21 protein-coding genes are annotated in these 24,464 nt (G+C 61.2%); 11 read left to right on the plus strand and 10 right to left on the minus strand.

Features of this window, described 5'->3' with window-relative positions; translation table 11 throughout:
- Positions 1 to 561: 561 nt before the first annotated feature.
- Entirely contained in the window at positions 562 to 1,431 is an 870-nt protein-coding gene (locus tag AB8846_RS10340) for a phosphorothioated DNA-binding restriction endonuclease (protein ID WP_370732652.1), read from the minus strand.
- Positions 1,432 to 1,731: 300 nt separating this feature from the next.
- Here AB8846_RS10340 and AB8846_RS10345 point away from each other — a divergent pair, with 300 nt between their 5' ends.
- Positions 1,732 to 2,187, plus strand: a complete 456-nt coding sequence (locus tag AB8846_RS10345) for a SymE family type I addiction module toxin (protein ID WP_095443048.1) — start codon at positions 1,732 to 1,734, stop codon at positions 2,185 to 2,187.
- Positions 2,188 to 2,230: 43 nt separating this feature from the next.
- Here the strand turns inward: AB8846_RS10345 and trpS are convergent, their stop codons facing one another.
- Positions 2,231 to 3,232, minus strand: coding sequence for a tryptophan--tRNA ligase (gene trpS, locus AB8846_RS10350; RefSeq protein WP_370732653.1), 1,002 nt, complete (start codon positions 3,230 to 3,232; stop codon positions 2,231 to 2,233).
- Positions 3,233 to 3,452: 220 nt separating this feature from the next.
- Here trpS and fosA point away from each other — a divergent pair, with 220 nt between their 5' ends.
- Complete coding sequence (gene fosA, locus AB8846_RS10355; RefSeq protein WP_370732764.1) at positions 3,453 to 3,857, plus strand: FosA/FosA2 family fosfomycin resistance glutathione transferase; 405 nt, start codon at positions 3,453 to 3,455, stop codon at positions 3,855 to 3,857.
- On the opposite strand, the gene AB8846_RS10360 is transcribed toward fosA, so the two are convergent.
- A complete protein-coding gene (locus AB8846_RS10360) occupies positions 3,843 to 4,850 on the minus strand; it encodes a LacI family DNA-binding transcriptional regulator (protein ID WP_370732654.1) in 1,008 nt (335 codons plus the stop codon). The genes fosA and AB8846_RS10360 overlap by 15 nt on opposite strands.
- Before the next feature lie 185 nt (positions 4,851 to 5,035).
- Between AB8846_RS10360 and AB8846_RS10365 the strand changes: the two genes are divergently transcribed.
- Both AB8846_RS10365 and AB8846_RS10370 read left to right on the plus strand, forming a co-directional pair.
- Positions 5,036 to 6,124 carry a cellulase family glycosylhydrolase gene (locus AB8846_RS10365; protein ID WP_370732655.1) on the plus strand — a complete coding sequence of 363 codons (1,089 nt, stop codon included), beginning with the start codon at positions 5,036 to 5,038 and terminating at the stop codon, positions 6,122 to 6,124.
- 50 nt (positions 6,125 to 6,174) lie between these two features.
- A complete protein-coding gene (locus AB8846_RS10370; RefSeq protein ID WP_202761196.1) occupies positions 6,175 to 7,569 on the plus strand; it encodes an MFS transporter in 1,395 nt (464 codons plus the stop codon).
- Between the two features lie 41 nt (positions 7,570 to 7,610).
- On the opposite strand, the gene AB8846_RS10375 is transcribed toward AB8846_RS10370, so the two are convergent.
- The 4 genes from AB8846_RS10375 to AB8846_RS10390 are packed head-to-tail and all read right to left on the minus strand — an operon-like array spanning position 7,611 to position 12,357.
- The gene (locus AB8846_RS10375; protein WP_370732656.1) at positions 7,611 to 8,432 is read right to left on the minus strand and encodes an alpha/beta fold hydrolase; all 822 of its coding nucleotides are present in this window, start codon (positions 8,430 to 8,432) and stop codon (positions 7,611 to 7,613) included.
- Positions 8,433 to 8,462: 30 nt separating this feature from the next.
- The gene (locus AB8846_RS10380; RefSeq protein ID WP_063143231.1) at positions 8,463 to 10,082 is read right to left on the minus strand and encodes an MFS transporter; all 1,620 of its coding nucleotides are present in this window, start codon (positions 10,080 to 10,082) and stop codon (positions 8,463 to 8,465) included.
- Positions 10,079 to 10,486: a DoxX family protein gene (locus AB8846_RS10385; protein ID WP_238459986.1), complete on the minus strand. Its 408-nt coding sequence runs from the start codon at positions 10,484 to 10,486 to the stop codon at positions 10,079 to 10,081. Before AB8846_RS10385 ends, AB8846_RS10380 begins: the two co-directional genes overlap by 4 nt.
- Complete coding sequence (locus AB8846_RS10390) at positions 10,486 to 12,357, minus strand: amidohydrolase (protein WP_370732657.1); 1,872 nt, start codon at positions 12,355 to 12,357, stop codon at positions 10,486 to 10,488. Before AB8846_RS10390 ends, AB8846_RS10385 begins: the two co-directional genes overlap by 1 nt.
- Positions 12,358 to 12,575: 218 nt before the next feature.
- Between AB8846_RS10390 and AB8846_RS10395 the strand changes: the two genes are divergently transcribed.
- From AB8846_RS10395 to AB8846_RS10415, 5 genes are all read left to right on the plus strand, one after another.
- On the plus strand, positions 12,576 to 13,262 hold the full coding sequence (locus AB8846_RS10395; RefSeq protein ID WP_047059056.1) for a hydrolase: 687 nt from the start codon (positions 12,576 to 12,578) through the stop codon (positions 13,260 to 13,262).
- Between the two features lie 61 nt (positions 13,263 to 13,323).
- Positions 13,324 to 13,545 (plus strand): DUF1427 family protein, encoded by a 222-nt coding sequence (locus AB8846_RS10400; RefSeq protein ID WP_069303606.1) that lies wholly within the window; start codon positions 13,324 to 13,326, stop codon positions 13,543 to 13,545.
- A complete protein-coding gene (locus AB8846_RS10405) occupies positions 13,542 to 13,802 on the plus strand; it encodes a XapX domain-containing protein (RefSeq protein WP_023334358.1) in 261 nt (86 codons plus the stop codon). Before AB8846_RS10400 ends, AB8846_RS10405 begins: the two co-directional genes overlap by 4 nt.
- A 23-nt stretch (positions 13,803 to 13,825) precedes the next feature.
- Positions 13,826 to 14,206 carry a response regulator transcription factor gene (locus AB8846_RS10410; RefSeq protein WP_063143235.1) on the plus strand — a complete coding sequence of 127 codons (381 nt, stop codon included), beginning with the start codon at positions 13,826 to 13,828 and terminating at the stop codon, positions 14,204 to 14,206.
- A gap of 9 nt (positions 14,207 to 14,215) precedes the next feature.
- Positions 14,216 to 19,798 (plus strand): ATP-binding protein, encoded by a 5,583-nt coding sequence (locus AB8846_RS10415; protein WP_370732658.1) that lies wholly within the window; start codon positions 14,216 to 14,218, stop codon positions 19,796 to 19,798.
- Between the two features lie 3 nt (positions 19,799 to 19,801).
- On the opposite strand, the gene AB8846_RS10420 is transcribed toward AB8846_RS10415, so the two are convergent.
- Together AB8846_RS10420 and AB8846_RS10425 are read right to left on the minus strand one after the other, a co-directional pair.
- Entirely contained in the window at positions 19,802 to 20,419 is a 618-nt protein-coding gene (locus tag AB8846_RS10420; RefSeq protein WP_063143237.1) for a response regulator transcription factor, read from the minus strand.
- A gap of 185 nt (positions 20,420 to 20,604) precedes the next feature.
- Positions 20,605 to 20,991, minus strand: a complete 387-nt coding sequence (locus AB8846_RS10425) for a VOC family protein (RefSeq protein WP_063143238.1) — start codon at positions 20,989 to 20,991, stop codon at positions 20,605 to 20,607.
- A gap of 88 nt (positions 20,992 to 21,079) precedes the next feature.
- Between AB8846_RS10425 and AB8846_RS10430 the strand changes: the two genes are divergently transcribed.
- Both AB8846_RS10430 and AB8846_RS10435 read left to right on the plus strand, forming a co-directional pair.
- Complete coding sequence (locus AB8846_RS10430) at positions 21,080 to 21,682, plus strand: ATP-dependent Clp protease proteolytic subunit (protein ID WP_008501342.1); 603 nt, start codon at positions 21,080 to 21,082, stop codon at positions 21,680 to 21,682.
- Positions 21,683 to 21,816: 134 nt separating this feature from the next.
- Positions 21,817 to 22,938 (plus strand): JmjC domain-containing protein, encoded by a 1,122-nt coding sequence (locus tag AB8846_RS10435; RefSeq protein WP_370732659.1) that lies wholly within the window; start codon positions 21,817 to 21,819, stop codon positions 22,936 to 22,938.
- A gap of 91 nt (positions 22,939 to 23,029) precedes the next feature.
- Here the strand turns inward: AB8846_RS10435 and AB8846_RS10440 are convergent, their stop codons facing one another.
- Positions 23,030 to 24,445 carry a PLP-dependent aminotransferase family protein gene (locus tag AB8846_RS10440; RefSeq protein WP_370732660.1) on the minus strand — a complete coding sequence of 472 codons (1,416 nt, stop codon included), beginning with the start codon at positions 24,443 to 24,445 and terminating at the stop codon, positions 23,030 to 23,032.
- Positions 24,446 to 24,464 lie beyond the last annotated feature (19 nt).

Consider the following 24,464-nt stretch of genomic DNA (forward strand, 5'->3'; position numbering starts at 1 on the left):
CCAAAGGATGTCGATGTTAATATTTGGATGTATCGATGAATGGGCGAAAGTTAGGAGGTATGATGGTAACTAGGGAAAGCATGAAACTATGGATCATAGAGTGTCTTCGGGAACGGGGAGGTAGTGCTTGGCCACGTGAAGTTTCAAAGTACGTGTATGGAACAGATACGAGGCTGAGCTTAGGGAATCGGGCGATATGTTGTATACGTGGCAATATTACATCCGTTGGGCCGCTCAACAATTGAGAAATGGGGGCACTTTGAAACCAGTTCATAGACGCAGAGATTTGCCATGGGAACTAGCATAGTAACAGTGAGTGTTCGTTTTGCATCGACAGCTGATTTCGCCCTGAGGAAGTTTGTGCCTCTGAAGAAAACTTTTCTACCTGCCTGAATCTTGCTTTGATAGCCATATCGGTGTTCTACTGGCGTGACTTTATATCTACTCGCAATGTCTATTTTTTGTACGGATTTTAACTTGTGGGTATAACTATTTATTCCTGTTTATAAACTATATTGATATCAGTCTATTGGGTGTGAAATTCGAGTCCAGTCTTCGCACTCATCCTCTAAACACCTCTCTCCGATGCCACTCCACAAACCCCTCTCTTGGATAATTCCCTTTTACTACAGGCAGTGCAATCTGCTTCCCAGCAAAATCCCAGAACAACCGCCCAACAATCCCATTCCCATTCACCGCCTCGGACACCAGCACCTGCATACTCTCATCCAGCCCAATCGATCCCTTATCAAACGCCTTATGATGAATTGCGCACAGCGCCAGTCCGTTCGGGATCTCACACGGTCCGCCAAACTGCTTCCATTTAATATGTGCAGCTTCAAGTCCAACGGAGGCGTTATCATGCCGCATGTTGAATCCACAGATCGCACACTCGTAGTTATAAGCACGCAGAACCTGCTGACGAAACAGCGGATCGCGAACCTTACGAATCTGCTGGATATCAAAACCCATCTCATCCGCGATCTCTTCCTGAATACTATCCGGAAAATGAGCTTCAAGGATTTGCCGCGCCAGCGAGCCGATCAAGTTTTTGTTCTTACTCAGCAGCGCAAAGTGTTCTTCATCAAACCCGCCTGCAACGTTATGTCCCACAAGCTCTTTAACAGGCGGTTGCTTACTGCCAGTGGTCGAACAGAACTCAGTATTCTGAAGATCCCAAAATCCGTCCCTCTTGAGCCGCCAGAAGGGCATATTCGGGTAATGCGCCTTCCTCTGAGGGCCAAAGCGCTCTAACAGGCTAAGAAGCTGCTCGTGGACCTCAGTACCGTAATCAAACAGTCGCGCATGCCCCTGCTGATAGTTCGCCAGCACGTACAGAAGCAATAAAGGCTTATGCGGCGCACGCTGTTCGCCTTTGCGCCAGATGGTGATGTCGGCAATTGCCTGTTCGAGAGTTTTGCTGGAAGCCATCGCGTTACGAAAGAAGGTAAATAATTGCGATGATGCTCGCAAAACCCAGACCAATCAACCCGCAACCAACAAAAACATGACGTTACCGCACACAACATTATTTCCTGAATCTCCCTCGCAAATTCCAAATTTCCCCCACCCAAAACCGCTGTATTTATATTCAGCCCTGTATAATGAGCATCAGAAATTACGCCGAACGGCAAAGGAAGTATCAAAGAGAATTTAAAGAAGAATTCGCGATATGAAGGTGCTGCAACACCCCCATACCGCTAACCACCAACAACTAATCAGGAGTTGAAAATGGCTGCGACGAATTTTAAGCCAGAGTTTACCGTTTGCAAAACGGAATCAGACGCTTTCACCGGCATGATTGAAAACCGCGAGCTGGTACGCAAAAACAGCGCCCGCCGTCTGCACGGCAACCCGCCCAACGCGGCGCCCGTCCATCCCCGCGCAGAAACGCCGCAGGACAGTGCCGCCTGCTGCGAACTGTATGCACGCATAGACATGAAATACCTTCTCCTCGGCGGGGACTGGCTAACCCGTGCGGGCTTTATCAACGGCATGCCCGTGAAAATCCGCGCCATGAAAGACTGCATTGTGATTACGCCACAGCATACAAGAGAATTATGGGGATGCCTGGAAGGCATGAGCGTGGTGAATATAAATAAGCAGAAAGTCGCACAGTGGTTAAAAACGTTTCCGGGCGCGTTGAATGACACCGGCGATATTCCGGTGATTAAGCGCAACGCCTGATAAATATCCCGGCCCTGCGCCGGGATTATTATTTAAGCCGTCTTCAAAACACCGGCACCCCCAGCCCCACCTTCACCTCCCTCAACGTCGCCTGCGTCACCCCCTGTGCCCGTTCGGTCCCGCGCTTCAGCATCGCCATCAGCTCGCCCTTATCCTGCATGTACATCGCCCTCCGCTCCCGCATCGGCGCAATCAGCTCCTGCAGGCACGTTTCCAGCTCGTTCTTGCAAACCCGGTCACCCAGCCCGCCCGCCTGGTAATGCGCCTTCATCGCCGCCACTTTCTCCTTGTCCGGGTGAAATGCGTCGAGGTACGTAAACACCACGTTCCCCTCAATCTGCCCCGGGTCGCTCACCTTCAGGTGGTTCGGGTCGGTGTACATGGCGCTGACCGCACGATGAATGGTCTCTTCGCTGGCCGAAAGGTGCAGCGTGTTGCCGAGCGATTTCGACATCTTGGCGCTGCCGTCGATGCCGGGCAGGCGGCTGGTGTCGCTCAGCATCGCCTTACAGTGGCGCAGCACCGGGGCGGGCAGCAGGCTGTTCATCTTGTGCACAATCTCGTTGGTCTGCTCTATCATCGGCAGCTGGTCGTCGCCGACGGGCACGCACTCGGCCTTAAACGCGGTGATGTCCGCCGCCTGGCTGATGGGGTAGGCCATAAACCCGACCGGCAGCGATCGGGCGAAGCCCTTCTGCGCAATCTCGTTTTTCACCGTCGGGTTACGCTCCACGCGGGCGACGGTGACGATGTTCATATACAGCATCGTCAGCTCGGCGAGGGCGGGCAGGGCGGACTGCAGGCAGATCGTGGTCAGGTTCGGGTCGATGCCGGCGGCGAGGTAGTCGGCCAGCACTTCGGGGATGTTGTCGCGGATTTTCTGCGGGTTGCTGCCGTTATCGGTCAGCCCCTGCAGGTCGGCAATCAGCACAAACTGGCTGTGCGTCTGCTGGAGCGCCACGCGCTGGCGCAGCGATCCGACGAAGTGGCCGAGGTGCAGCGGGCCGGTTGGGCGATCGCCGGTGAGGATGGTGGGTGCGTTCATAAAGACTCCTTAATGTGCAGTTGCCGAAAGGGGTCTTAGAAAAGTGAAAGCCGCCTTTCGGCGGCTATCTGAAAATGGGTAAAACTACTCCATGCCGCCTTTAAGAAGGCAGCCACCAGCGGTTTACGGTGAGCACGGCGTGGTTTATGTTCATCTCTTTACCGTATCACGTCCGGCGCGAAAAACAAAAGGGCACGTCATGCTGCAATAACTCAACCACCTGACCCTCGCGGTCAGCGACCTGCAAAAAAGCGTCACCTTCTGGCACGAGCTGCTGGGGCTGACGCTGCACGCCCGCTGGAATACCGGGGCCTATCTCACCTGCGGCGATCTGTGGGTCTGCCTGTCGTACGACGAGGCGCGCCAGTACGTGCCGCCGCAGGAGAGCGACTACACCCACTACGCGTTTACCGTGGCGGAGGAGGATTTTGAACCGTTCTCGAACAAGCTGGAGCAGGCGGGCGTCACCGTCTGGAAGCAGAACAAAAGCGAGGGGGCGTCGTTCTATTTTCTCGATCCGGACGGTCACAAGCTGGAGCTGCACGTGGGCAGCCTCGCCGCGCGGCTGGCGGCGTGTCGCGAGAAGCCCTACGCGGGCATGGTGTTTACCTCAGACGAGGCTTGAGGCGCGCACCTTCAGCCTGCCCGCCAGCGTCACGTGCGTGGCGGCATCTTCCTGATTGCACAGGTACTCCACCGCCAGCCGTCCCAGCTCGCTGTAGGGCAGCTGAATGCTGGTCAGCGGCGGGGTGAGCTGCTCGGAAATCTTCTGGTCGTCGTAGCCCGCCAGCAGCATGTCCTGCGGAATGCGCACGCCGTTCACCGCCAGCGCTTGATAGCAGCCAATCGCCAGCCAGTCGCTGGCGCAGAAGATGGCGTCCGGGCGCTCGGCCAGTTCCAGTAGGGAAGCTGTCGCGATAAAGGACTCGCTGAACTGCCAGTTGGTCTGGCGCACCAGTCCGTCGTCGCACGCGAGTCCGGCCTGCTGTAATGCCGCCTGGTAGCCTGCCAGACGCTGGCGTGAGGCCTCCATCCAGCTCTCACCGGTGATGTGGGCGATGCGCGTGGCCCCGCAGGCGATGAGGTGTTTAGTCACCTGGAAGGCGTTGGCGTAGTCGTCCGGGATAAACGACGGCAGCAGCGGCGAGCCGGGGTCGCGCTGGTTGAGCAGCACCAGCGGGATGCGGGTGCAGTCCTGGAAGGCCGTCATGTCCACCAGCGTGGTGACCGGGGAGGCAAGAATGATCCCGATGCAGTTGCGCTTCTCCAGCTGGCGGATGATGTTCAGCGCCAGCTCGATGTCGTCGCCATAGTCGTACACGGTGAGCAACGTCTCGTTGCGCCACGCCGCTTCCCGCGCCTGGCTGATGGCGTCGATAAACGGGTCGAAGCTCTGCATGGAGCTCACCAGCAGGGCGATCTCTTCCTGGTTGCGCGGGGCGTGAACGGCGGGGAGGCGGTCGTAGCCGAGCTCGGTGGCGACGCCAATCACCCGCTGGCGGGTATCGTCGCTGAGCTTGATGTTGCGGGACTGGTTAAGCACCAGCGATACCGTCGCCTGCGACACGCCCGCCGCCCGCGCGATATCGTTCATCGTCACTTTCGTTTTTCGCTTCATCCGTCCTCTCCCTTTCGCGACTTCGCATCATACCCTAACCGCGCGCTTTAGCGCCGTCGATCACGTTTCTCATTCATCGAAGCGTGAACTTTGTGAGGGGCATCGCTTTTCTAAACGCCGTGATTTGCGCATTTATCCTGCAACTAATATTTATTAGCTAAATATTATCAGTAAGAGGACGCGTAATGAAAGAGCAGTGGAGCAGGGAGCAGGCACAGGCGTGGTATGAGCAAAAAGGCTGGCTGTGCGGGTTTAACTATCTGCCGTCGACGGCGGTGAACTGGACCGATATCTGGCAGGCAGAGACATTCGATGCCGCCACCATCGAGCGCGAGCTGGGCTGGGCGGCGGAGGCGGGCTATAACACCCTGCGCATCAACCTGCCGTTTATCGTCTGGGAGCACGACCGCGACGGGCTGATGGCGCGCATCGACCACTTTTTGACGATTGCCGAAGGTCGCGGGTTCAGCACCATGCTGACCCTGATGGACGACTGCGGCTTCTCCGGCGACGAGCCGTACCTCGGCCCGCAAAAGCCGCCCGTGCCGGGCAAGCACAACAGCCAGGCGGCGGCGAGCCCGGGGCGCAACAAGGTGTGCGCTCCCGACTGTTGGGCAGACATTGAACGCTATATCCGCGACGTTGTCCGCCAGTTCCGCGGCGATAAGCGCGTGCTGCTGTGGGATCTTTATAACGAGCCGGGCAACCGCGGCATTTTCGCAACCGGCACGCAGGAGGTGCAGTACGACGCAAAGCTGGAGACCTGCGCCCATAAGCTTATGAAGCTCGCATTCCAGTGGGTGCGTGAAGAAGACCCGACCCAGCCGCTCACCGTCTGCGCGTGGCGCCTGCCGCCGGAAGAGGAGGGCGAGACGTTCTTCCAGCACCCGCTGGACCAGACCGCGCTGGCGCTCTCGGACGTGGTGAGCTTCCACGCCTACACCCACACCGGGCGCATGACGGCGATTATCCAGCAGCTGCAAAAGCTCGGCCGCCCGCTGTTCTGCACCGAATGGCTGGCGCGCCACGTGGGCAGCACTATCGAAGAGCAGCTTCCGCTGATGTACGCGGCGAAGGTCGCGCCGTACCAGTGGGGGCTGGTGCGCGGCAAAACCCAGACGTGGCTGCCGTGGCCGGTGGTGATGAAGGAGTCCACGGACTACTGCCGCCTGTGGTTCCACGACGTGTTCGAGGAAAACGGCATTCCGTTCTCGCGCCGTGAAATCGCATTAATGCAGCAGCTGCGCAAGATCGCCCCGAAAGTTAAGGGCTAATAATATCGACCCGGCGGACCACCGCCGGGCAACCAGGCAGGCATATAACAATGGCAACGACAATGAAAATACCGTCTCGCGAGTTGTGGTCTTATTTTGGCTATGGTTTAGGTCAGTGTTTTAGCTTTGGTTTAGTGGGTTCGTTTATTAACTATTTTTACACCGACGTGCTGGGGATCTCGGCGCTGGCGGCGAGCACCATCTTCCTGATTGCCCGCGCGTGGGACGCGGTTCACGATCCGCTGTTTGCCAGCATTATGGACACCATTAACAGCCGGTTCGGCAAGTTTCGCCACTTTTTGCTGATCGCGCCGCTGCTGATCACCGGCGTCACGCTGCTGTCGTTCTATAAAATCGAAGCGGACATGACCACCAAAATCCTCTACGCCGGAGTGACCTACATCCTGTGGGGGACGCTGTACGCCATCTCCGATATCCCGTTCTGGTCGATGTCGTCGGTGATGACCAACGACTCCGCCCAGCGCACCCGCGCGGTGACGGCGGCGATGCTCGGGGTGAACGCGGGGATTGCCTGCGCCAATATATTCTTCCCGAAGCTGGCGGCGTTCTTCGCCCAGTACAGCAACGATAAAGGCTACTTTATGGCGGCGCTGGTAATGATGCTGGTGGGCCTGCCGCTGATGCTCAACGGCTTTATGCAGATCAAAGAGCGGGTGCCGCCGAGCCCGGAAAAGGTGACCATCCGCGACACCTTCCACAACCTGCGTCAGAACAAGCCGCTGTTTATCGTCCTGCTGTCGTTCTTTTTCTGCGTGTTCCATAACGTGGCGGGCGGTCTCTATATCTACTTCTTTATCAATAATCTGGGCGACGGCAGCCTGCAGATGGCGATTGGCGTGATGGGGATTGTGGCGGCGGTGCTGTGCCTGGTCGCGCCGATGCTGACGCGGCGGATGCAGAAGCGGAAGCTGTTTATGATCCTCTGCGGGCTGGACGTGGCGGTGCGCGTGGTGATGTGGTTTGTCGGGTATCAGCAGGTGACGATGCTGTTTATTCTGCTCGGCCTGAGCACGCTGTTCGTGATGATGACCAACATCCTCACCTCGTCGATGATTGCCGACACCATCGAGTACGCGGAGTACCACACCCACAAGCGCTGCGCGGCGATCACCTTCTCCGGGCAGACCTTTACCGGCAAGATGTCGGTGGCGGTGGGCGGCGGGCTCATCGGCGTGTTCCTGACGATGATTGGCTACGTGCCGCAGGCGCAAATTCAGAGCGAAGGCGTGCTGTCGGGGCTGTTCTTCGGGATTTGCCTGCTGCCGGCGATTGGGTCGCTGATCCGCATCGTGTTTATGTCGCGCTTTACCTTTACCGAGGAGAAGCATGCGGAGATTTGTCGGCTGCTGGCGGAGCGGAACGCGTCTGCGAAAGCGCCGGGTGGCGGCTGCGCCTTACCCGGCCTACAGGACCAGCCCTTGTAGGCCTGATAAGCGAAGCGCCATCAGGCTTCGCTTTTAAAGACTTACAGCGACTTCACAAACGCCAGCAGGTCTTCGTTGAGCTGGTCCTGGTGGGTCAGCGCGAAGCCGTGCGGCGCGTTGTCGTACACCTTCAGCGTGGCGTTTTTAATCATCTCTGCCGCCAGCTTGCCGGTGCTTTCAAACGGCACGATCTGGTCGTTGCTGCCGTGGATCACCAGCGTCGGGACGTCGATTTTCGCCATATCCGGGCGGAAGTCGGTTTCGCCGAACGCGGTCACGCAGTCGATGGTGCCCTTCAGCGACGCCAGCAGGGCGATGTTCAGCGTCTGGGTCAGGGCTCCGGCAGAGACGGTTTGCCCGGCGTTGATGCCGTAGAACGGCGTCGCGAAGTCGCTGATGAACTGGGCGCGATCTTTACGCAGCCCGTCGCGAATGCCGTCGAACACGCTCTGATCCACACCCTGCGGGAAGGAGTCGGATTTGCCGAAGATCGGCGTCACCGCGCCCAGCAGCGCCAGACCGGCCACGCGCGCGCTGCCGTAGTTGTTGATGTAGCGGGTTACGTCGCCGCCGCCCATAGAGAAGCCCACCAGCGTCACGTCGCGCAGATCCAGGGTGACGATCAGGTCGTTAATGTCGGACGCAAAGGTGTCGTAGTCGTAGCCGGTCCACGGCTGATCCGAGCGGCCAAAGCCGCGACGGTCAAAGGCGATGGCGCGGAAGCCGCGCTCCGCCAGGTAGTTCAGCTGGCTGTCCCACATGTCGCCGTCCAGCGGCCAGCCGTGGCTGAAGAGAACCGGTTTGCCCGCGCCGCCGTCTTTGTAGTAAATCTGCGTGCCGTCTTTTGCCTTAAACGTTGCCATAGAGTGTTCCTGTGCAGGTGATAGTTATGGTTATACCGGCGCGACCAGGTAGCGAATAGCCGGTGATGTTGTGCCCTGATGAAAAGCCAGAACGCGGCTCTGCAGCAGGAGGTCATTCATGGTGTGGCGCTCCTGCTGGCGCAGATGCTCAATCCACGAGCCCATCAGGAAGGTCTCGATAAACAGGCCGGGGCGCTCAATATCCTCGTATACCGCCCAGCTCATCGCCCCGGCGCGGCGGCGCACCCGGCGCAGCTCGTGTACCGCCTCGAGGAAGGCCTTGGTGTTGTTCGGGTCGATAATGTACTCGTGCGACACCAGCACCGGGCCGCGCTCGTTCGGCAGGTCAATCTCCACGCCGTCCAGCGGCTGGCCGCTGAGGTCGAGGTTCAGGTCCGGATCTTTTCCCAGCTTCCAGCGGAACACCGTCGCGCTAGCCAGCACCATCCCCAGCGTGGCGACCACCAGCGAGGTCGGGGTGCCGAACCGGGAAGCGATCTGCCCCCAGATGGCGCTGCCCGCGGTCATCGAGCCGAAGAACACCGTCAGGTAGACCGCCAGCGCGCGGGCCTTCACCCAGCGGGCGGCGCTGCGCTGCGCGCCGAGGTTGAGGGTGGAGAGCACTGCAATCCACGCGAAGCCGGTGAAGAACTCAAACAGGTTGAGCAGCCAGACGTGACGCACGAACGCCAGCGCCAGCATGGTGAGGGCAAACGTCAGGCTGGCGGCCACCATCAGGCGGTCGGCGTTCAGCCGCTGGCGCAGGCGCGGCAGCAGAATGGCCCCGGCAATCGCCCCGAGGCCAATGCACGCCAGCATCACGCCGTAGCCCGCCGGGCCCAGGCCCAGCTCGCGGCGCGCCACCAGCGGCAGAAGCGCCCAGCCCGCGCTGCCGAAAACGAAGAAGGCCACGGTGCGCACCAGCACGTTGCGCAGCACCGGCGCGGCGTGCACGTAGCGAATCCCGGAGCGCACCGCGGAGAAGAAGTGCTCCGGCGGCAGGCGCTGAATGGACGGCGCCGGACGCCAGCGCCACAGCACCCACGCCACGCCCACCACGGACAGCGCGTTGAGGGCAAACACCATCCACGGCCCGGCGAGCGACAGCAAAAAGCCGCCCAGCGCGGGGCCAATCGCCCGGCTGATGTTCACCCCGAGCGAGTTCAGCGCCACGGCAGCGCCCAGCTCCGGCTTGCTCACCAGATCGGGCACCACGGCCTGGAACGGCGGCGAGCTCATCGCCGCGCCCACGCTCAGCAGAAACGTCGCCACCAGCAGCACGGTGGGGGTGACGTGTCCGGTGAAGGAGAGCACCGTCAGCCCGGCGGCGGCGATGAACACCCACAGCTGGGAGAAGAGCAGATATTTACGTCGGTCGACGATGTCCGCCATCACTCCGGACGGCAGGGCGAAAAGGAACATCGGCAGGCTGCTGGCCGCCTGCACCAGCGCGATGTCCAAAGGATCGGCGCTCAGGGTCAGCATGCTCCAGTTGATGCCGACGTCGCTCATCCATGAGCCGACGTTAGAGACCACTGTGGCGATCCACAGCATGCGGAACACCGGCTGGCTCAGCGGCTGCCAGGGCGAAACCGTCGATGCGGGCGTCGTCTCGACGTGTGCGTCGCGAACGTCGTTAACCTGGGTCATGCGAACCTCTCCGCTGCCTTACGCTGCAGCCGCCACTGGCCAGGCCCGGTGAGGGCGAGAGTGGTGAAGATAATCAGCAGCAGCCAGCCAAACTGCCCTTCGGCAATCGACCAGTTCGGGTGGACCGCCAGCATCGCCACCAGCAGCACGGCGATAATCGGCAGGCACGCCAGGCGGGTGTACACGCCCGCAATGATAAACAGCGGGCAAATCACCTCGGCGACAATCGCCGGGATCAGGCTGGCGTAAGGCCCGAAGCCGAACGGATCTTCAATGCGCGTCAGCTCTTCGCTGAAGTGCAGCACCTTCGGCAGGCCGTGCACGTACAGCAGCAGCAGGCTGCCGGTCAGGCGCAGGAAGAACAGCCCCAGGTCGACCCGGGGCGGGGTAAAGGTGTTTTTCATCAGAATGCAAAGCAGCTGCAGCCCAGCGCCCCCCAGAAAGCGTTATCGTCGGACACCGGCATCTCCGACGTGCGGGCGAAATCATGCTGGTGGCTGTGAACCCCGCACGGGCCGCTGCAGTGGTGGACGGCGCTCATGCCCACGCGTGCGGCCTGCGGCGGCGCGCTGCGGTAGTGGCCCGGCACCTTCACCACCGGGGACCACTCGGGCAGAACCGGAATGGCAGGCGGGGAAAGCGGGCCAAAGCTGCCTGTGGCGTAGACGATATCGCCGTTGACCACCGTCAGGACGGACTCGATTCCCTTGATCTCCTCTTCCGGCACGCGGAAGTAGTCTTTGCTGAGCACGGCCAGATCGGCAAGCTGGCCGACCCTGATCTGCCCCTTCTGATTCTGCTCGCTGGAGAACCACGCGCTGCCCTGGGTCCAGAGCATCAGGGCGGTATCGCGATCCAGACGGGCGCTGTGGTCGTACATCTGCATCCCGCCGACGGTGCGGCCGGAGACCAGCCAGTAGAGCGCGGTCCACGGGTTGTAGCTCGCCACGCGGGTGGCGTCCGTCCCTAAGCCCACCGGCACGCCGGTCTCGAGCATTTTTGCCACCGGCGGCGTGTGGCGGGTGGCTTCGATGCCGTAGCGCTCGGCAAAGTATTCTCCCTGGAAGGCCATGCGGTGCTGGACGGCAATGCCGCCGCCGAGCGCTTTGATGCGGTCGATGTTGGCCTGGGTAACGGTCTCCGCATGGTCGAAGAACCAGTGCAGGCCGTTGAACGGAATATCGCGGTTCACCTTCTCGAAGACGTCCAGCATGCGGCTGATGGATTCGTTATAGGTGGCGTGCAGGCGGAACGGCCAGCGGTGCTCCACCAGATGGCGCACCACGCGCTCCAGCTCGTCCTCCATGCCCGGCGCGAGGTCCGGGCGCGGTTCGAGGAAGTCTTCAAAATCGGCGGCGGAGAAGACCAGCATCTCGCCCGCGCCGTTGTGGCGGAAGAAGTCGCTGCCCTGGCCCGGCGTGAGCATGTCGGTCCATTTTTCAAAGTCTTCCAGCTCGTGGCCCGGACGCTGGGTAAACAGGTTGTAGGCGATGCGGATGGTCATCTGCTTTTTCTCGTGCAGCTCGGCAATCACCTCGTAATCTTCCGGGTAGTTCTGGAAGCCGCCGCCCGCGTCGATGGCGCTGGTCAGCCCCAGACGGTTCAGCTCGCGCATGAACTGGCGGGTGGAGTTGACCTGCTGCTCCAGCGGCAGCTTCGGCCCTTTCGCCAGCGTGGCGTAGAGGATCATGGCGTTCGGACGGGCAATCAGCATCCCGGTCGGGTTGCCGTTGGCGTCGCGCTGGATCTCCCCGCCCGGCGGGTTCGGCGTGTCTTTGGTGTAGCCGACCACCTTCAGCGCGGCGCGGTTGAGCAGGGCGCGATCGTACAGGTGCAGGATGAAGACCGGGGTGTCCGGCGCGGCGTCGTTGATTTCGTCGAGGGTCGGCATGCGGCGCTCGGCAAACTGGAACTCGGTCCAGCCGCCCACCACGCGCACCCACTGGGGCGACGGCGTGCGCAGGGCCTGCTCTTTCAGCATCCGCAGCGCGTCGGCCAGCGACGGCACGCCCTCCCAGCGCAGCTCGAGGTTGTAGTTCAGCCCGCCGCGAATCAGGTGCAGGTGCGAGTCGTTCAGGCCGGGGATGGCGGTGTGGCCTTTTAAGTCGACCACTTTAGTACCGTCGCAGTGGTGCTGCATCACCTCGGCGACGGTACCCACTTCCAGAAATTTTCCGTCGCGCACGGCAACGGCTTCCGCGACGGGGTTCTCGCGATCGACGGTGTGAAACTGGCCGTTAACCAGAATGAGATCGGCTTTACCGAGGGTAACCATAAACTGCTCCTGACTGAGAGGGGAATGGTCAGGATTATGGGAACCGGTTTCGGCAAAGATCCAGTTATACAATAGGATAGGTATACCAAAGTATAACTATACCTAAGGTTAACTATACGAAGAGATAATTACGCGCAAAGACGGAAAACCGCAGGATGAGGGTGACTTTATCGTCGCGGCGCTCGCGGCGATTTCACCCTTAACCACTGGAAAATGCTATGACCTCTTCAAAGCTCGAAGTGTTAACCCCTGCGAACTGTCAGGTAATCTTTATCGATCACCAGCCTCAGATGGCGTTTGGCGTGCAGTCGATTGACCGTCAGGTGCTGAAAAACAACACCGTGGCGCTGGCGAAAGCGGCTAAGGTGTTCAACATTCCAACCATCATCACCACCGTTGAGACCGAAAGCTTCTCCGGTAACACCTATCCGGAGCTGCTGGACGTGTTCCCGGGACAGGACATCCTGGAGCGTACCTCCATGAACTCCTGGGACGACCAGAAGGTGCGCGACGCGCTGAAGGCTAACGGCAAGAAGAAGGTGGTGGTGGCCGGCCTGTGGACCGAAGTGTGCAACAACAGCTTTGCCCTGTGCGCGATGCTGGAAGGCGACTACGAAATTTATATGGTGGCAGACGCGTCAGGCGGCACCTCCAAAGAAGCCCACGACTACGCGATGCAGCGCATGATCCAGGCGGGCGTGATCCCGGTCACCTGGCAGCAGGTGATGCTGGAGTGGCAGCGCGACTGGGCGCGTAAAGAGACCTACACCGCGGTGATGGATATCGTGCGCGAGCACTCCGGCGCGTACGGCATGGGCGTGGATTACGCCTACACCATGGTGCACAAAGCGCCGTCTCGCCAGAAGAGCGAGCACCGCACCCTAGCGCCGGTCCCGGCTCGCTAAGCCCCGCTGGCGGGCTGGTCCCTTATCCGGCTCGCCGCCGCCTCTTTCTCTGGAGTTCACAATGAGTACTGGGCTGATATCCCTTGCCGCAGGCGTGTTGATTGGCCTGATGTATGCCGTGCTGAAGGTGCGCTCCCCCGCGCCGCCCGCGCTGGCGCTGATTGGCCTGCTCGGGATGCTGGCGGGTGAACAGGCGACGCGCCATCTGTTATCCCGCGACGCCGCGCCCCCTCCTCAGGTGACCGTTCCGCAGGCCAACTCGCAGACGGGAGCGTCGTCATGAAAGCATGGATAATTTCGCTGGTGTGCGGCGTGGCTGCTGGGGTAATTTACGCTCTGCTCGACGTCCATTCCCCGGCGCCGCCGGTTGTTGCCCTGCTTGGCCTGTTTGGCATGCTGGTGGGCGAACAGCTCATCCCGGTGGGTCGGCGTTTACTGAGTCGCGAACCGCTTACCCTCGCCTGGTTTCGTCACGAATGCGTGCCGAAAATCAGCGGCACGGCGCCCCCTGCGCCCGCGAAGGACGATCGCGACGTTTAATGATTTGTTAGAGGAAAGACAGCATGACGCTGCCGTGGCGCATTGCCATCATTGATGACGAACGTTCCGTCCGCAGCGGGCTGAGTAATCTCCTGGAGTCGGAAGGCTATTCGACCGATACGTTTGATTCGGCAGAGGTATTTCTGAGCCATCCTTTCGCCCTGTCCGGCGCGGCGCTGGTGATCACCGATATCAAGCTGCGGGGCATGAGCGGCCTGGAGCTGTTTGACAAGCTGCGGCTGCTGGCCGTACCGCCTCCGCCCGTGCTCTTTATCTCCGGTCATGCTGATGAAAATATGCAGCGGTACGCTCTCAGTCTGGGCGCCGCTGCATTTTTGCGTAAGCCTATTAACATCGATATTCTGCTGGAGCATATTCAGCGGGAGCTGGCCCGCCGACAATAAGGATCGCGGATGAACGAACACGAGCAGCCTGCATTCTGGCCCGCCCCGGGGAATCTTCACCAGGGGCGGGTTTTTGTCCTTAAAGAGGATGTGATTTTTACCGTGCTGGCGCAGGAGGGCGGTATCGCCTGGATGCACGCGCGACATCCCCATTCCGGCGGCTCGTTCATTATCGCCACCGCGGCGAGCGACGAAGAGGAAGAGCGGGCCACCCGGCTGCTTAAAAACGAGTTTGCGCTGCGCGACGTGCTGCAGGACAGCTGGGCCATCCGCGCCGTTGCCTCTACCCAGTATCGGGGGCGCTTCGCGCTGGTGTATGCCCCGTTTGCGTTTGAGCTGCTGGCGCGGCGCGCGGGCAGGGCGATCTCGGGGATCGCGCGCTTTATCGAGATGGCGATCCAGATCTGCGCTCCCCTGCGCCAGATGCATCTACAAAACCTGATCCACGGCGATATCAAGCCCGGCAGTATTTTTGTTCATCACGATGTCACCTGCCGTCTGGGCAGCTTTGGCCTTTCCAGCAGTCTCTCCGAAGCCGTCTCCCAGACCCGGCTTCCCGTTTCAGGCGGTACGCCCGCGTATATGTCGCCGGAGCACACCACCCGCACCCAGCGCTCCGTTGACGGCCGCAGCGATCTCTACAGCCTCGGCATGGTGCTGTATGAACTCCTGACCGGACGCCTGCCGTTTGAGCTGGGGGAGGACGATCGGGCCAACTGGGCGCACTACCATATTGCCTCGGCGCCGCTGGCCCCGGACGAGATCCGCCCGGACGTGCCGGGAATGCTGTCGACCATCATCCTGAAGCTGCTGGAAAAGCACCCCGATAACCGCTACCAGACGGTCGACGGGCTGATTGCCGACCTGCGCCGCTGTCAGGCGACGCTGACCTGCGAGGGCGAGATTGCCGCCTTCACCCCCGGCCAGCAGGACCGCACCCCGGCGATCCATCTGGCGGACTCCCTGTTCGCGACGCATCCGCAGGCGAACGACGTCATTGCCGCGTTTGAGCGGGTGGGGCAGAACCTGGTGCCGGAGCTGGTGACGATCGGCGGGCCGTCGGGGATCGGCAAATCCTCAATTATCGCGACGTCGCTCAAAACGCTGCAGCAGCGTACGGTGCTGCTGGCGGTGGGCAAAGTCGACCAGTTTTCGCCGTCGCTGCCCTACGGCGTATTAAGCTCCGCGTTCCGCACCCTGACGCTGCACCTGCTGGGGCTGCCCGCAGAGGACGTGGCGAAGTGGAAAATCCGCCTCTCACGCGCCCTGGAGGGGCACGAGGCGCTGGCCGTCAGCCTGGTGCCCGAGCTGGGCCTGCTGCTTGAGAGCAAGCCGCGCTTCTCGGCGGATACGTTTTCCATTGATGCCCGGGCGCTCTTCAGCCATATGGTGCTGGCGCTGGTAAAAACCTTTGCCTCGCAGGGCTGCCCGCTGGTGCTGGTGCTCGACGATCTCCAGTGGAGCGACGCCGCCAGCCTGCACACGCTTAAATATCTGCTGATGAACTGCGGCGCTGTTCCGCTGCTGGTGGTCGCGGCCCACCGGGATATCAGCGCCGTGTCCGACGCCGCCCTGCAGGCGCTGCTGGCGAGCCTGCCGGAAGCGGCGCAAAACGCGAGCGAGATTGTCCCGCAGGCGCTTTCCGTAAAAGCGGTGGCGCGCTGGCTGGCGACGGTATTTCGCACCCGCAGCGCGGCGACGGCCGACCTCGCCACGCTGATCCACGAGAAGACGGGCGGCAACCCGCTCTTTGTGCACGAGTTTTTCCGCCGCATCGTTGATGACGGCCTGGTGGTGCACAACAAATATCAGGACAAGTGGCACTACGATCTGCAGGCGATCCGCGCCAGGCATTACACCGAAAACGTCGTCACCCTGGTGCTGGAGCAGCTTGAAGAGCTGCCCGACGAGACGCGCCGCCTGCTGGGCAGCATCGCCTGCCTCGGCGGGACGGGCGAGATGGAGATGATCTGCCGCGTGGTCGGCATATCGATGGCGGAAATGCGCTATGCGCTGCACCCGGCGGTGATGGCCCAGCTCATCGTGCTGACGGAAAAAAAGTACGCCTTCACCCACGACCGGGTGCAGGAGGCGGCCTTTGCGCTGCTCGAACGGCATGAGAAAAGCCATATTCACCTGACCACCGCCAGCCTGCTGGCCGACGCCGCGCGTCAGGCTGCGGGGAACGAGCTGCTGTTCCGCGCCGTTCACCACGTCACGGCCGCGCTGGACAGCATCCAGCCCGCGCCGCAGCGGCAGATGTTCCGCGAGCTGAGCCTGCTGGCCGCGCGACGCGCGAAGCGTTCGGGAGATTACCTTTCGGCGCTCGGCTATATCCAGACCGCCAGAGCGCTGGGCAACGCCGGGACGGTGTCGGACTTTATGCTCGACATCGAAGAGGCGGGCTGCGAGTTTGCGCTGGGGCATCTGGAGCGCACCCGCGAGCTGTGTGACGCCATTCTCGGCTGCCCCGGCGGGCTGACCGAAAAGGCGCTGGCGGCCAACCTGCTGGTGGAGGTGTACATTCGCCAGTCGGACAGCCGCCTGGCGCTGGAGGCGGCGCTCTGCTGGCTGGGGATTTTCGGGATCCAGATTAGCCGCTATCCGGAAGATGCCGACTGCGACGAGGCCTGGGCGCTGTTTTGCAACCGCATGGCCGACGTGCCGCAAAGTCGCTATGCTCAGCTGTCGCGGATGGATAACCCGGAAACCGAAGCGGTGATGAACCTGCTCTACAGCGCCAGCATCTGCGCCAGCTTCATCTGCCCGCGCCTGCACTTTTTGCTGCTTTGCCGCATGATGCACCTGACCCTCGATCACGGCATTACCGGCGCGTCCACCACCGCGATGGCCTGGTTTGGCGTGCTGATTGGCCACCGCTACGCCGAGTATAGCCTCGGGTTCCAGTACGGCACCCTGGCCCGCGAGCTGGTCAATCGCCACGGCTACGACGCGTTCGAAGCCAAAACCCTGCTGCCGCTCGACCAGCTCAGCGTCTGGACCCAGCCTTTATCGTTTACCATCGAGTGCGCGAAGGCCTGCTTCACCTCGGCGGTGACCCACGGGGATATGACGATGGCCTGCTTTGCGGCCTGCCACCAGGTGATTAACTTCCTCTCGCGGGGCGATCACCTGGACGGGGTGCTGACCAGCATCGATCGCGGCCTGGCGTTCGTGCGTAAAACCCACTTCCAGGACGTGGAAACCATTCTGATGGTCCAGCGCGGCTACGTCGAGTTCCTGCGCACGCCGGTCATCGGCACCTGGACCGCGTCGCAGGTGCTGCCGGAGGCGCTGCTTCCCGCGTCGCCGGAGCAGGCGCCGGAGAAGAACGCCACCATGCTGTTCTGGTACTGGCTCTATCGCGGCATGGCGCACTTTACCTGCGGCGAATATGCCGACGCGCAGGCGGATTTAGAGATGGCGGGCTGGTACGCGTGGTCTGCGCCGGGGCACATCCATCTGCTGGACTACCATCTTTACAGCGCCCTGGCGCTGTCCCGTCAGCTGACGCCGGAGACCTTCTCGGCGAACCACCGCCGCAGCATTCACGCCCACTACGACAAAATCGCTCTGTGGGCGCGCATTAATCCGGGCACGTTCGCGGATAAAGAGGCGCTGATCTACGCCGAAATCGTGCGTCTGGACGGGATGAACAGCATTGCGCTCGAGCAGTACGAGAAGGCGGTCCGTCTCTCCCGCGAGGGCGGCTTTAACCCGATCAACGCTCTGGCCCACGAGCTGGCGGGGCGCTTCGCGCTGGCCTGCGGCTACCCGACCGCCTCGGACGCGCACTTCCGCGGCTCGATTGCTGCCTGGGGACGCGCGGGCGCGCAGGCCAAGGTGCGCCAGCTGGAGCAGGATTTCCCGCACCTGCTGGCCTCCGGGCAGGCCAGCGCCTACGACACGGTGGCGTTCGCCCAGAACGAGACCATCCGCGATCTGCAAAGCGTCATCAAAGCCTCCCGCGCGCTGTCGGAAGAGATTAACCTTGAGCGCTTAATCGAAAACCTGATGACCATCCTGCTCGAACGCGCCGGGGCGCAGCGCGGCCTGCTGCTGCGCGTGAGCGATAACCTCATCCCGGAAATTGAGGCCAGCGCCTGGACCAGCACCGAGGGCGTGCGGGTGCGGATCCTGAAAGACGTGCCGACGGCGACCGACCTGCCGCTGTCGGTGCTGGCGGCGGTGATCCGCACCGGGCAGGAGATCCGCACCGGCAGGCCGGAGGAGTTCCATCCCTTCAGCCAGGACCCCTATCTGGTGACCTCGGGGGCGGCGGTGATGTGCGTCCCGATGTTCAAACAGGCGCGGCTGGTGGGTGTGCTCTACCTGGAAAACCGCCTGATGCCGGAGGTCTTCACCGCCGAGCACTCGCGCGTGGTGAGCCTGCTGGGCGCGCAGGCCGCGGTATCCCTGGAGACGGCGCGGCTGTACGCCGAGCTGCTGGCGGAGAACATCCAGCGCCGCCGGGTGGAGAAAGAGCTGCGATCCAGCCAGACCTCGCTGATGCTCGGCGAGCAGATCAGCCACACCGGCAGCTGGCGCTGGGAGCTGGAGCAGGATCTGATGTTTGTCTCGGAAGAGTACGCCCGCATTCTCGGCCTGCCCGAGCAGCAAAAGATGATCTCCATGGCGGAGTTTTTGACCTTCGTCCATGAGGACGATTACGCCCGCATCAGCGCCATCGTCACCCGAAGCGTGCGCGACGGGCTCTCCATGCGCGCGGAGTTTCGGGTTAAGCGTACCGACGGCTCAACGCGCTACCTCCTCGGGATTGGCGATCCGGTGGGCGTGGGCAGCGAGGTGAACGAGTATTACGGCATCATTACCGACATCACCAGCCAGCGCGCCGCGGAGGATGCCATGCGGGTCGCGCAGGCGGATCTGGCGCGGGTGTCCCGGGCCACCACCGTTGGGCAGCTGACCTCCTCCATCGCCCACGAGATCAACCAGCCGCTGATGTCGATCGTCTCGAACGCCGGGGCGAGCCTGCGCTGGCTCAGCCGCGAGCCCGCCCGGCTGGACAAGGTCCGGGAAGGGCTGGAGGAGATCGCCGCGGAAGGCGCGCGGGCGGGGGAGATCATTCGAAGCATCCAGTCCCTGACGCGCAAGCAGGATCCCACCTTCTCGCGCATCGACATGCACTACCTGATCCACCATATCATCACGCTTTCGCGCAGCGAGCTGGAGCAGAGACACATTAGCGTTGATTATCTGTTAAGGGCGCAGGACAGCTTTATCACCGGCGATAGCGTGCAGATCCAGCAGGTGCTGCTCAATCTGGTGATGAATGCGGTAGAGGCGATGGCCGAGGTGAAGGATCGCGCCAGTACCATTACCCTCAGCACCGCCAACGCGGACGGGAAAGTGATCGTCGAGATCGCCGATACCGGGAGCGGCATTGAGCCCGAGCGGCTGGAGCAGATTTTTGACTCGTTCTACTCCACCAAAGCGCAGGGGATGGGGATGGGGCTGACCATCAGCGCCAGCATCATCGAGCGCCACTGCGGGAAGCTGAGCGCGCGCCGCCGGGAGCCGTACGGCACGGTGTTTGCGTTTGCGCTGCCGCTGGCGGCGCAGGAAGGGTAAAGGTTACTCCGCGGGCAGGCTATTGGTCAGGCGCTCAACGGCCCTGACCAGCTCCGCCACGGAGCGCACCTGCATTTTCTCCATCACGCGGCGGCGGTGCACCTTAACCGTGATCTCGCTGACGCCCAGCTCGGCGGCAATTTGCTTGTTCAGCATGCCGGTTATCGCCAGCGTCAGCACCTCGTGTTCGCGCGGGGTGAGGGACAGATGGCGCTGCTTCAGGGCGTAGTGCTCTTTATTGCGCGCGGCGTTGTGTTCCGCCAGCTGAAGCGCGGACTCGATGGCGTCGATAAGCGCGGTGGATTCGACGGGCTTGGTGAGAAATTCGTATGCGCCGCCTTTAATGGCGCGCACCGACATCGGGATAGTGCCGTGGCCGGTAAGAAAAATAATCGGGATCTCGCGCCCGCTGTCCTTGAGCGCGTCAGCCACCTCAAAGCCCGAGATGGCGGGCATTTGCATATCGAGGACCACGCACGACGGCAGATCCTCAAAGCGGTGTTGAAGAAACGCTTCTGCCGATGAAAAGCCGACGGCGTTCAGGTCTGCCGAGTCCAGCAGCCCGATCACGGACTGCCTGACTGCGTCATCGTCATCAACCACATACACAATGTGTTCCATTCACTGCCCCGGTGCTGATTTACATATCGAGGATGCAAACAATCCCGACCGTTACGTAAGGGACTGTTTATGCTGACTTTCATCTTAACACATTAACTATCATTATCATTTCACAATATGATAACCGTATGAAGATGAAGTATAGCGATACGTGACCGGGGCGGTTAAGCAGCGAAACGCTGATTTTATGCACCCACAAGCTCGATGCGGTTGCCGTCCGGATCCGCTATGACCGCTTCATAGAAGCCGTCCCCGGTCATGCGCGGGGCGCTGAGCAGCGTGCCGTTTGCCTGCGCCCGCTCGGCCATGCTGTCGACCTGCGCCCTGCTGCCAACGTTGATGGCGATATGCGCCCAGCCGATAAACTCCGGGTGCGCAGGGGCGTCGGGCAGATCCGGCAGAGTCATCAGCTCGATGGTCGGCCCGTTATCCAGCGTAATAAAGTGTGATTCGAAACCGGGACGATTTTTACTGACGTAGCGTTCGTTGCTGCGGCCATTAAAAACCGTTTCCCAGAACTGAACCTGTGCGTTCAGGCTGCGGGTCCAGAGTGCGACATGGGCAATATTCATAAGCTCTCTCGTTATTTGTCTGTGAGGACTTTGATCGGTAAAACAGGCTACACTCTGGTTTTGAGCGCTACAAGCTGAGGAAATAACAATGCACTACACACTGAAAGAAAGCGACAAGGATAAAGCGGAAGGGTCAAACGGCGCGGGCGCTCTGCAGCAAAAACTGCTGGAGTCCCGTTCGATTGTGATCTCCGGTGAGATCAACCAGGAGCTGGCGCAGAAGGTCATCACCCAGATGATCCTGCTGCAAAGCGTCAGCAACGATCCGATCAAGCTGTACATCAACAGCCAGGGCGGCCACGTGGAAGCGGGCGATACCATCCACGACTTCATCAAGTTCATCCGCCCGGAAGTGCACGTTATCGGCACCGGCTGGGTGGCGAGTGCCGGGATCACCATCTTCCTGGCAGCGAAGAAAGAGCACCGCTACTCGCTGCCAAATACCCGCTTTATGATCCACCAGCCGCTGGGCGGCGTGCGCGGTCAGGCAACGGATATTGAGATCGAAGCGCGCGAGATCATCCGCATGCTGGATCGCGTGAACAAGCTGATCGCCGACGCCACCGGTCAGCCGCTGGAAAAAGTGAAAAAAGACACCGACCGCAACTTCTGGATGTCTCCGGCAGAAGCGCTGGACTACGGCATCGTGGGTAAACTGATTACCCATTATGACGAACTGAAGCTGGACTAAGATTTACGTCGTGTACGTGTCGGGTGGCGGCTTCGCCTTACCCGACCTACACGCCCTCGTTTGACCCATGACAAGTTCCCCCTCTGCTTTCTTACCTATAATCGCGCCTGTTTCCCCTCTCACTGGTGCTACCCATGGCGTATCAACTGAACCTGAACTGGCCGGAATTTCTTGAGAAATACTGGCAAAAACAACCCGTAGTGCTGAAAAATGCCTTCCCGAATTTTGTCGACCCGATTACCCCGGACGAGCTGGCAGGGCTGGCGATGGAGCCGGAAGTCGATAGCCGTCTGGTGAGCCATTTCAACGGCAAATGGCAGGCCAGCAATGGTCCGTTTGAGCACTTTGACGATCTGGGCGAAACCGGCTGGTCGCTGCTGGCGCAGGCGGTGAACCATTGGCATATGCCCGCCGCGGAGCTGGTGCGTCCGTTCCGCGTCCTGCCGGACTGGCGTCTGGATGACCTGATGATCTCCTTCTCCGTGCCGGGCGGCGGCGTGGGTCCGCATATCGATCAGTACGACGTGTTTATCATTCAGGGAATGGGCAGCCGCCGCTGGCGCGTGGGCGACAAGCTGCCGATGCGTCAGTTCTGCCCGCATCCGGCGCTGCTGCATGTGGATCCGTTTGAGCCGATCATCGACGAAGATCTGGCCCCGGGCGATATCCTCTACATCCCGCCTGGATTCCCGCACGACGGCTTTACCCATGAGACGGCGCTCAACTACTCCGTCGGCTTCCGCGGGCCGAACGGTCGCGATCTGATCAGCAGCTTCGCCGATTACGCGCTGGAAAACGATCTGGGCGGCGAGCACTATAGCGATCCGGATCTGACCTGTCGCGAACATCCGGGCCGCGTGGAGCAGTACGAGCTGGATCGCATTCGTCAGATGATGATCGACACGATCGGCAAGCCGGAAGATTTCACAAAATGGTTCGGCAGCTTTGTCTCGACGCCGCGCCACGAGCTGGATATCGCCACCGCCGAGCCGCCGTACGCGCCGGAAGAGGTGCTGGACGCGCTGCAGGGCGGCGAAACGCTGTCTCGCCTGAGCGGCCTGCGCGTGCTGAACGTTAACGGCAGCTTCTTCATCAACAGCGAACAGCTGGAGACGGTAGACGCGAAGGCGGCGGATGCGCTGTGCCGCTACACCGAACTCGGCCAGGCCGAGCTGGGCGATGCGCTGAATAACCCGGCGTTTGTTGAAGAGCTCACCGGGCTGATTAACCAGGGGTACTGGTACTTCGACGAGTAGTGCGGCCTGTTGCCCGGTGGCGCTGCGCTTACCGGGCCTACAACGGCAAGAACGTAGGCCGGGTAAGGCGAAGCCGCCACCCGGCAAAACACTACGCCTCCATCGCAATCACAATCGCTTCGCCCATCTTCTTCAACGCCTCACGATTCTTCTCCGTCGGCGGCAGCGCCACGTTGATCCGCAGACAGTTGCGGTACTTCCCGGAGGCGGAGAACAGCGACCCGGCCGCGGCCTGGATCTTCAGCCGACACAGCTGCTTGCTGACGCACACCATGTCGACCTTCTCCGGCAGCTCAATCCACAGCAGGAAGCTGCCCTGCGGGCGCGTGACGCAAATCTCTGCCGGAAAATACTGCCGCACCCAGCAGGTGTAGGTTTCCATATTCTGCTGATAAATCTGGCGCATACGGCGCACGTGGCGATGATAATGCCCGTCGCGAATAAACGCCGCCACCGCCATCTGCGTGCCCGGCACGTTAAACCCGCCCGCGGCGTATTTCATGTGCATCACCCGGTCGTAATAGCGCCCCGGCACAATCCAGCCGACGCGCAGGCCCGGTGCCACGGTTTTGGTAAACGAGCTGCAGAGGATCACGCGGCCGTCGATATCCATCGAATGAATGGTGCGCGGGCGCGGGTACTCCGCCGCCAGCTCGCCGTAAATGTCATCCTCCACGATCACGATATCGTGCCGCTGGGCGAGGGCTAACACCTGCTTTTTCCGCGCCTCCGGCATGATAAACCCGAGCGGGTTATTGCAGTTGGGCACCAGGATCACCGCCTTGATCGGCCACTGCTCCAGCGCCAGCTCGAGCGCCTCGATGCTGATCCCGGTCTCGGGATCGGTAGGAATTTCAATCGCCTTGATGTCAAACCCGCGCAGCATCTGCATGGTGCCGTGAAACGACGGCGACTCCACCGCCACGATATCCCCCGGCTTGCACACCGAGAGCAGGGCGATCGACAGCGCGCCGTGGCAGCCGTTGGTGATGACAATCTCGTTCGCTGCCACCGTCGAGCCGCCGTCCAGCATCAGGCGGGCGATCTGCTCGCGCAGCTCCAGGCGGCCGTCGAGCACGTCGTAGCTCAGCATCTCGGCAGGATTATGCTGCGCGATGCGGCTCATCTCGCGCCACAGGGGCTTCAGGCTCGGCTGGTTAATATCCGGCGAGCCGCCGCCAAACGAAATCATCTCTTTGTCGGCGCGGGCGTCCAGCAGCATCATCACCTCATCCCACTGGGTGACGTCCACCGGGCGCTGCACCGGGCGCGTCATGGCCGGGACGGGCGGCTGGGCTTTGCGCTGCGAAACAAAATAGCCGGAGCGCGGCTGAGGGGTGATCAGCTGGAGGTTTTCGAGGATCTGATAGGCCTGCTGTATGGTGCTGATACTCACGCCGTGCTCCTGGCTCAGCGCGCGTACCGACGGCAGACGTTCGCCGCTGCGATACAGCCCTTGTTCAATGCGTTCTGCCAGAAGGTTGGCGAGATGTTGATAGCGCGTCATGCTGTATCCTTTGTTTTCA

The sequence above is a fragment of the Enterobacter sp. KB-221C9 genome (assembly GCF_041320715.1).
GTDB lineage: Bacteria > Pseudomonadota > Gammaproteobacteria > Enterobacterales > Enterobacteriaceae > Enterobacter > Enterobacter asburiae_D.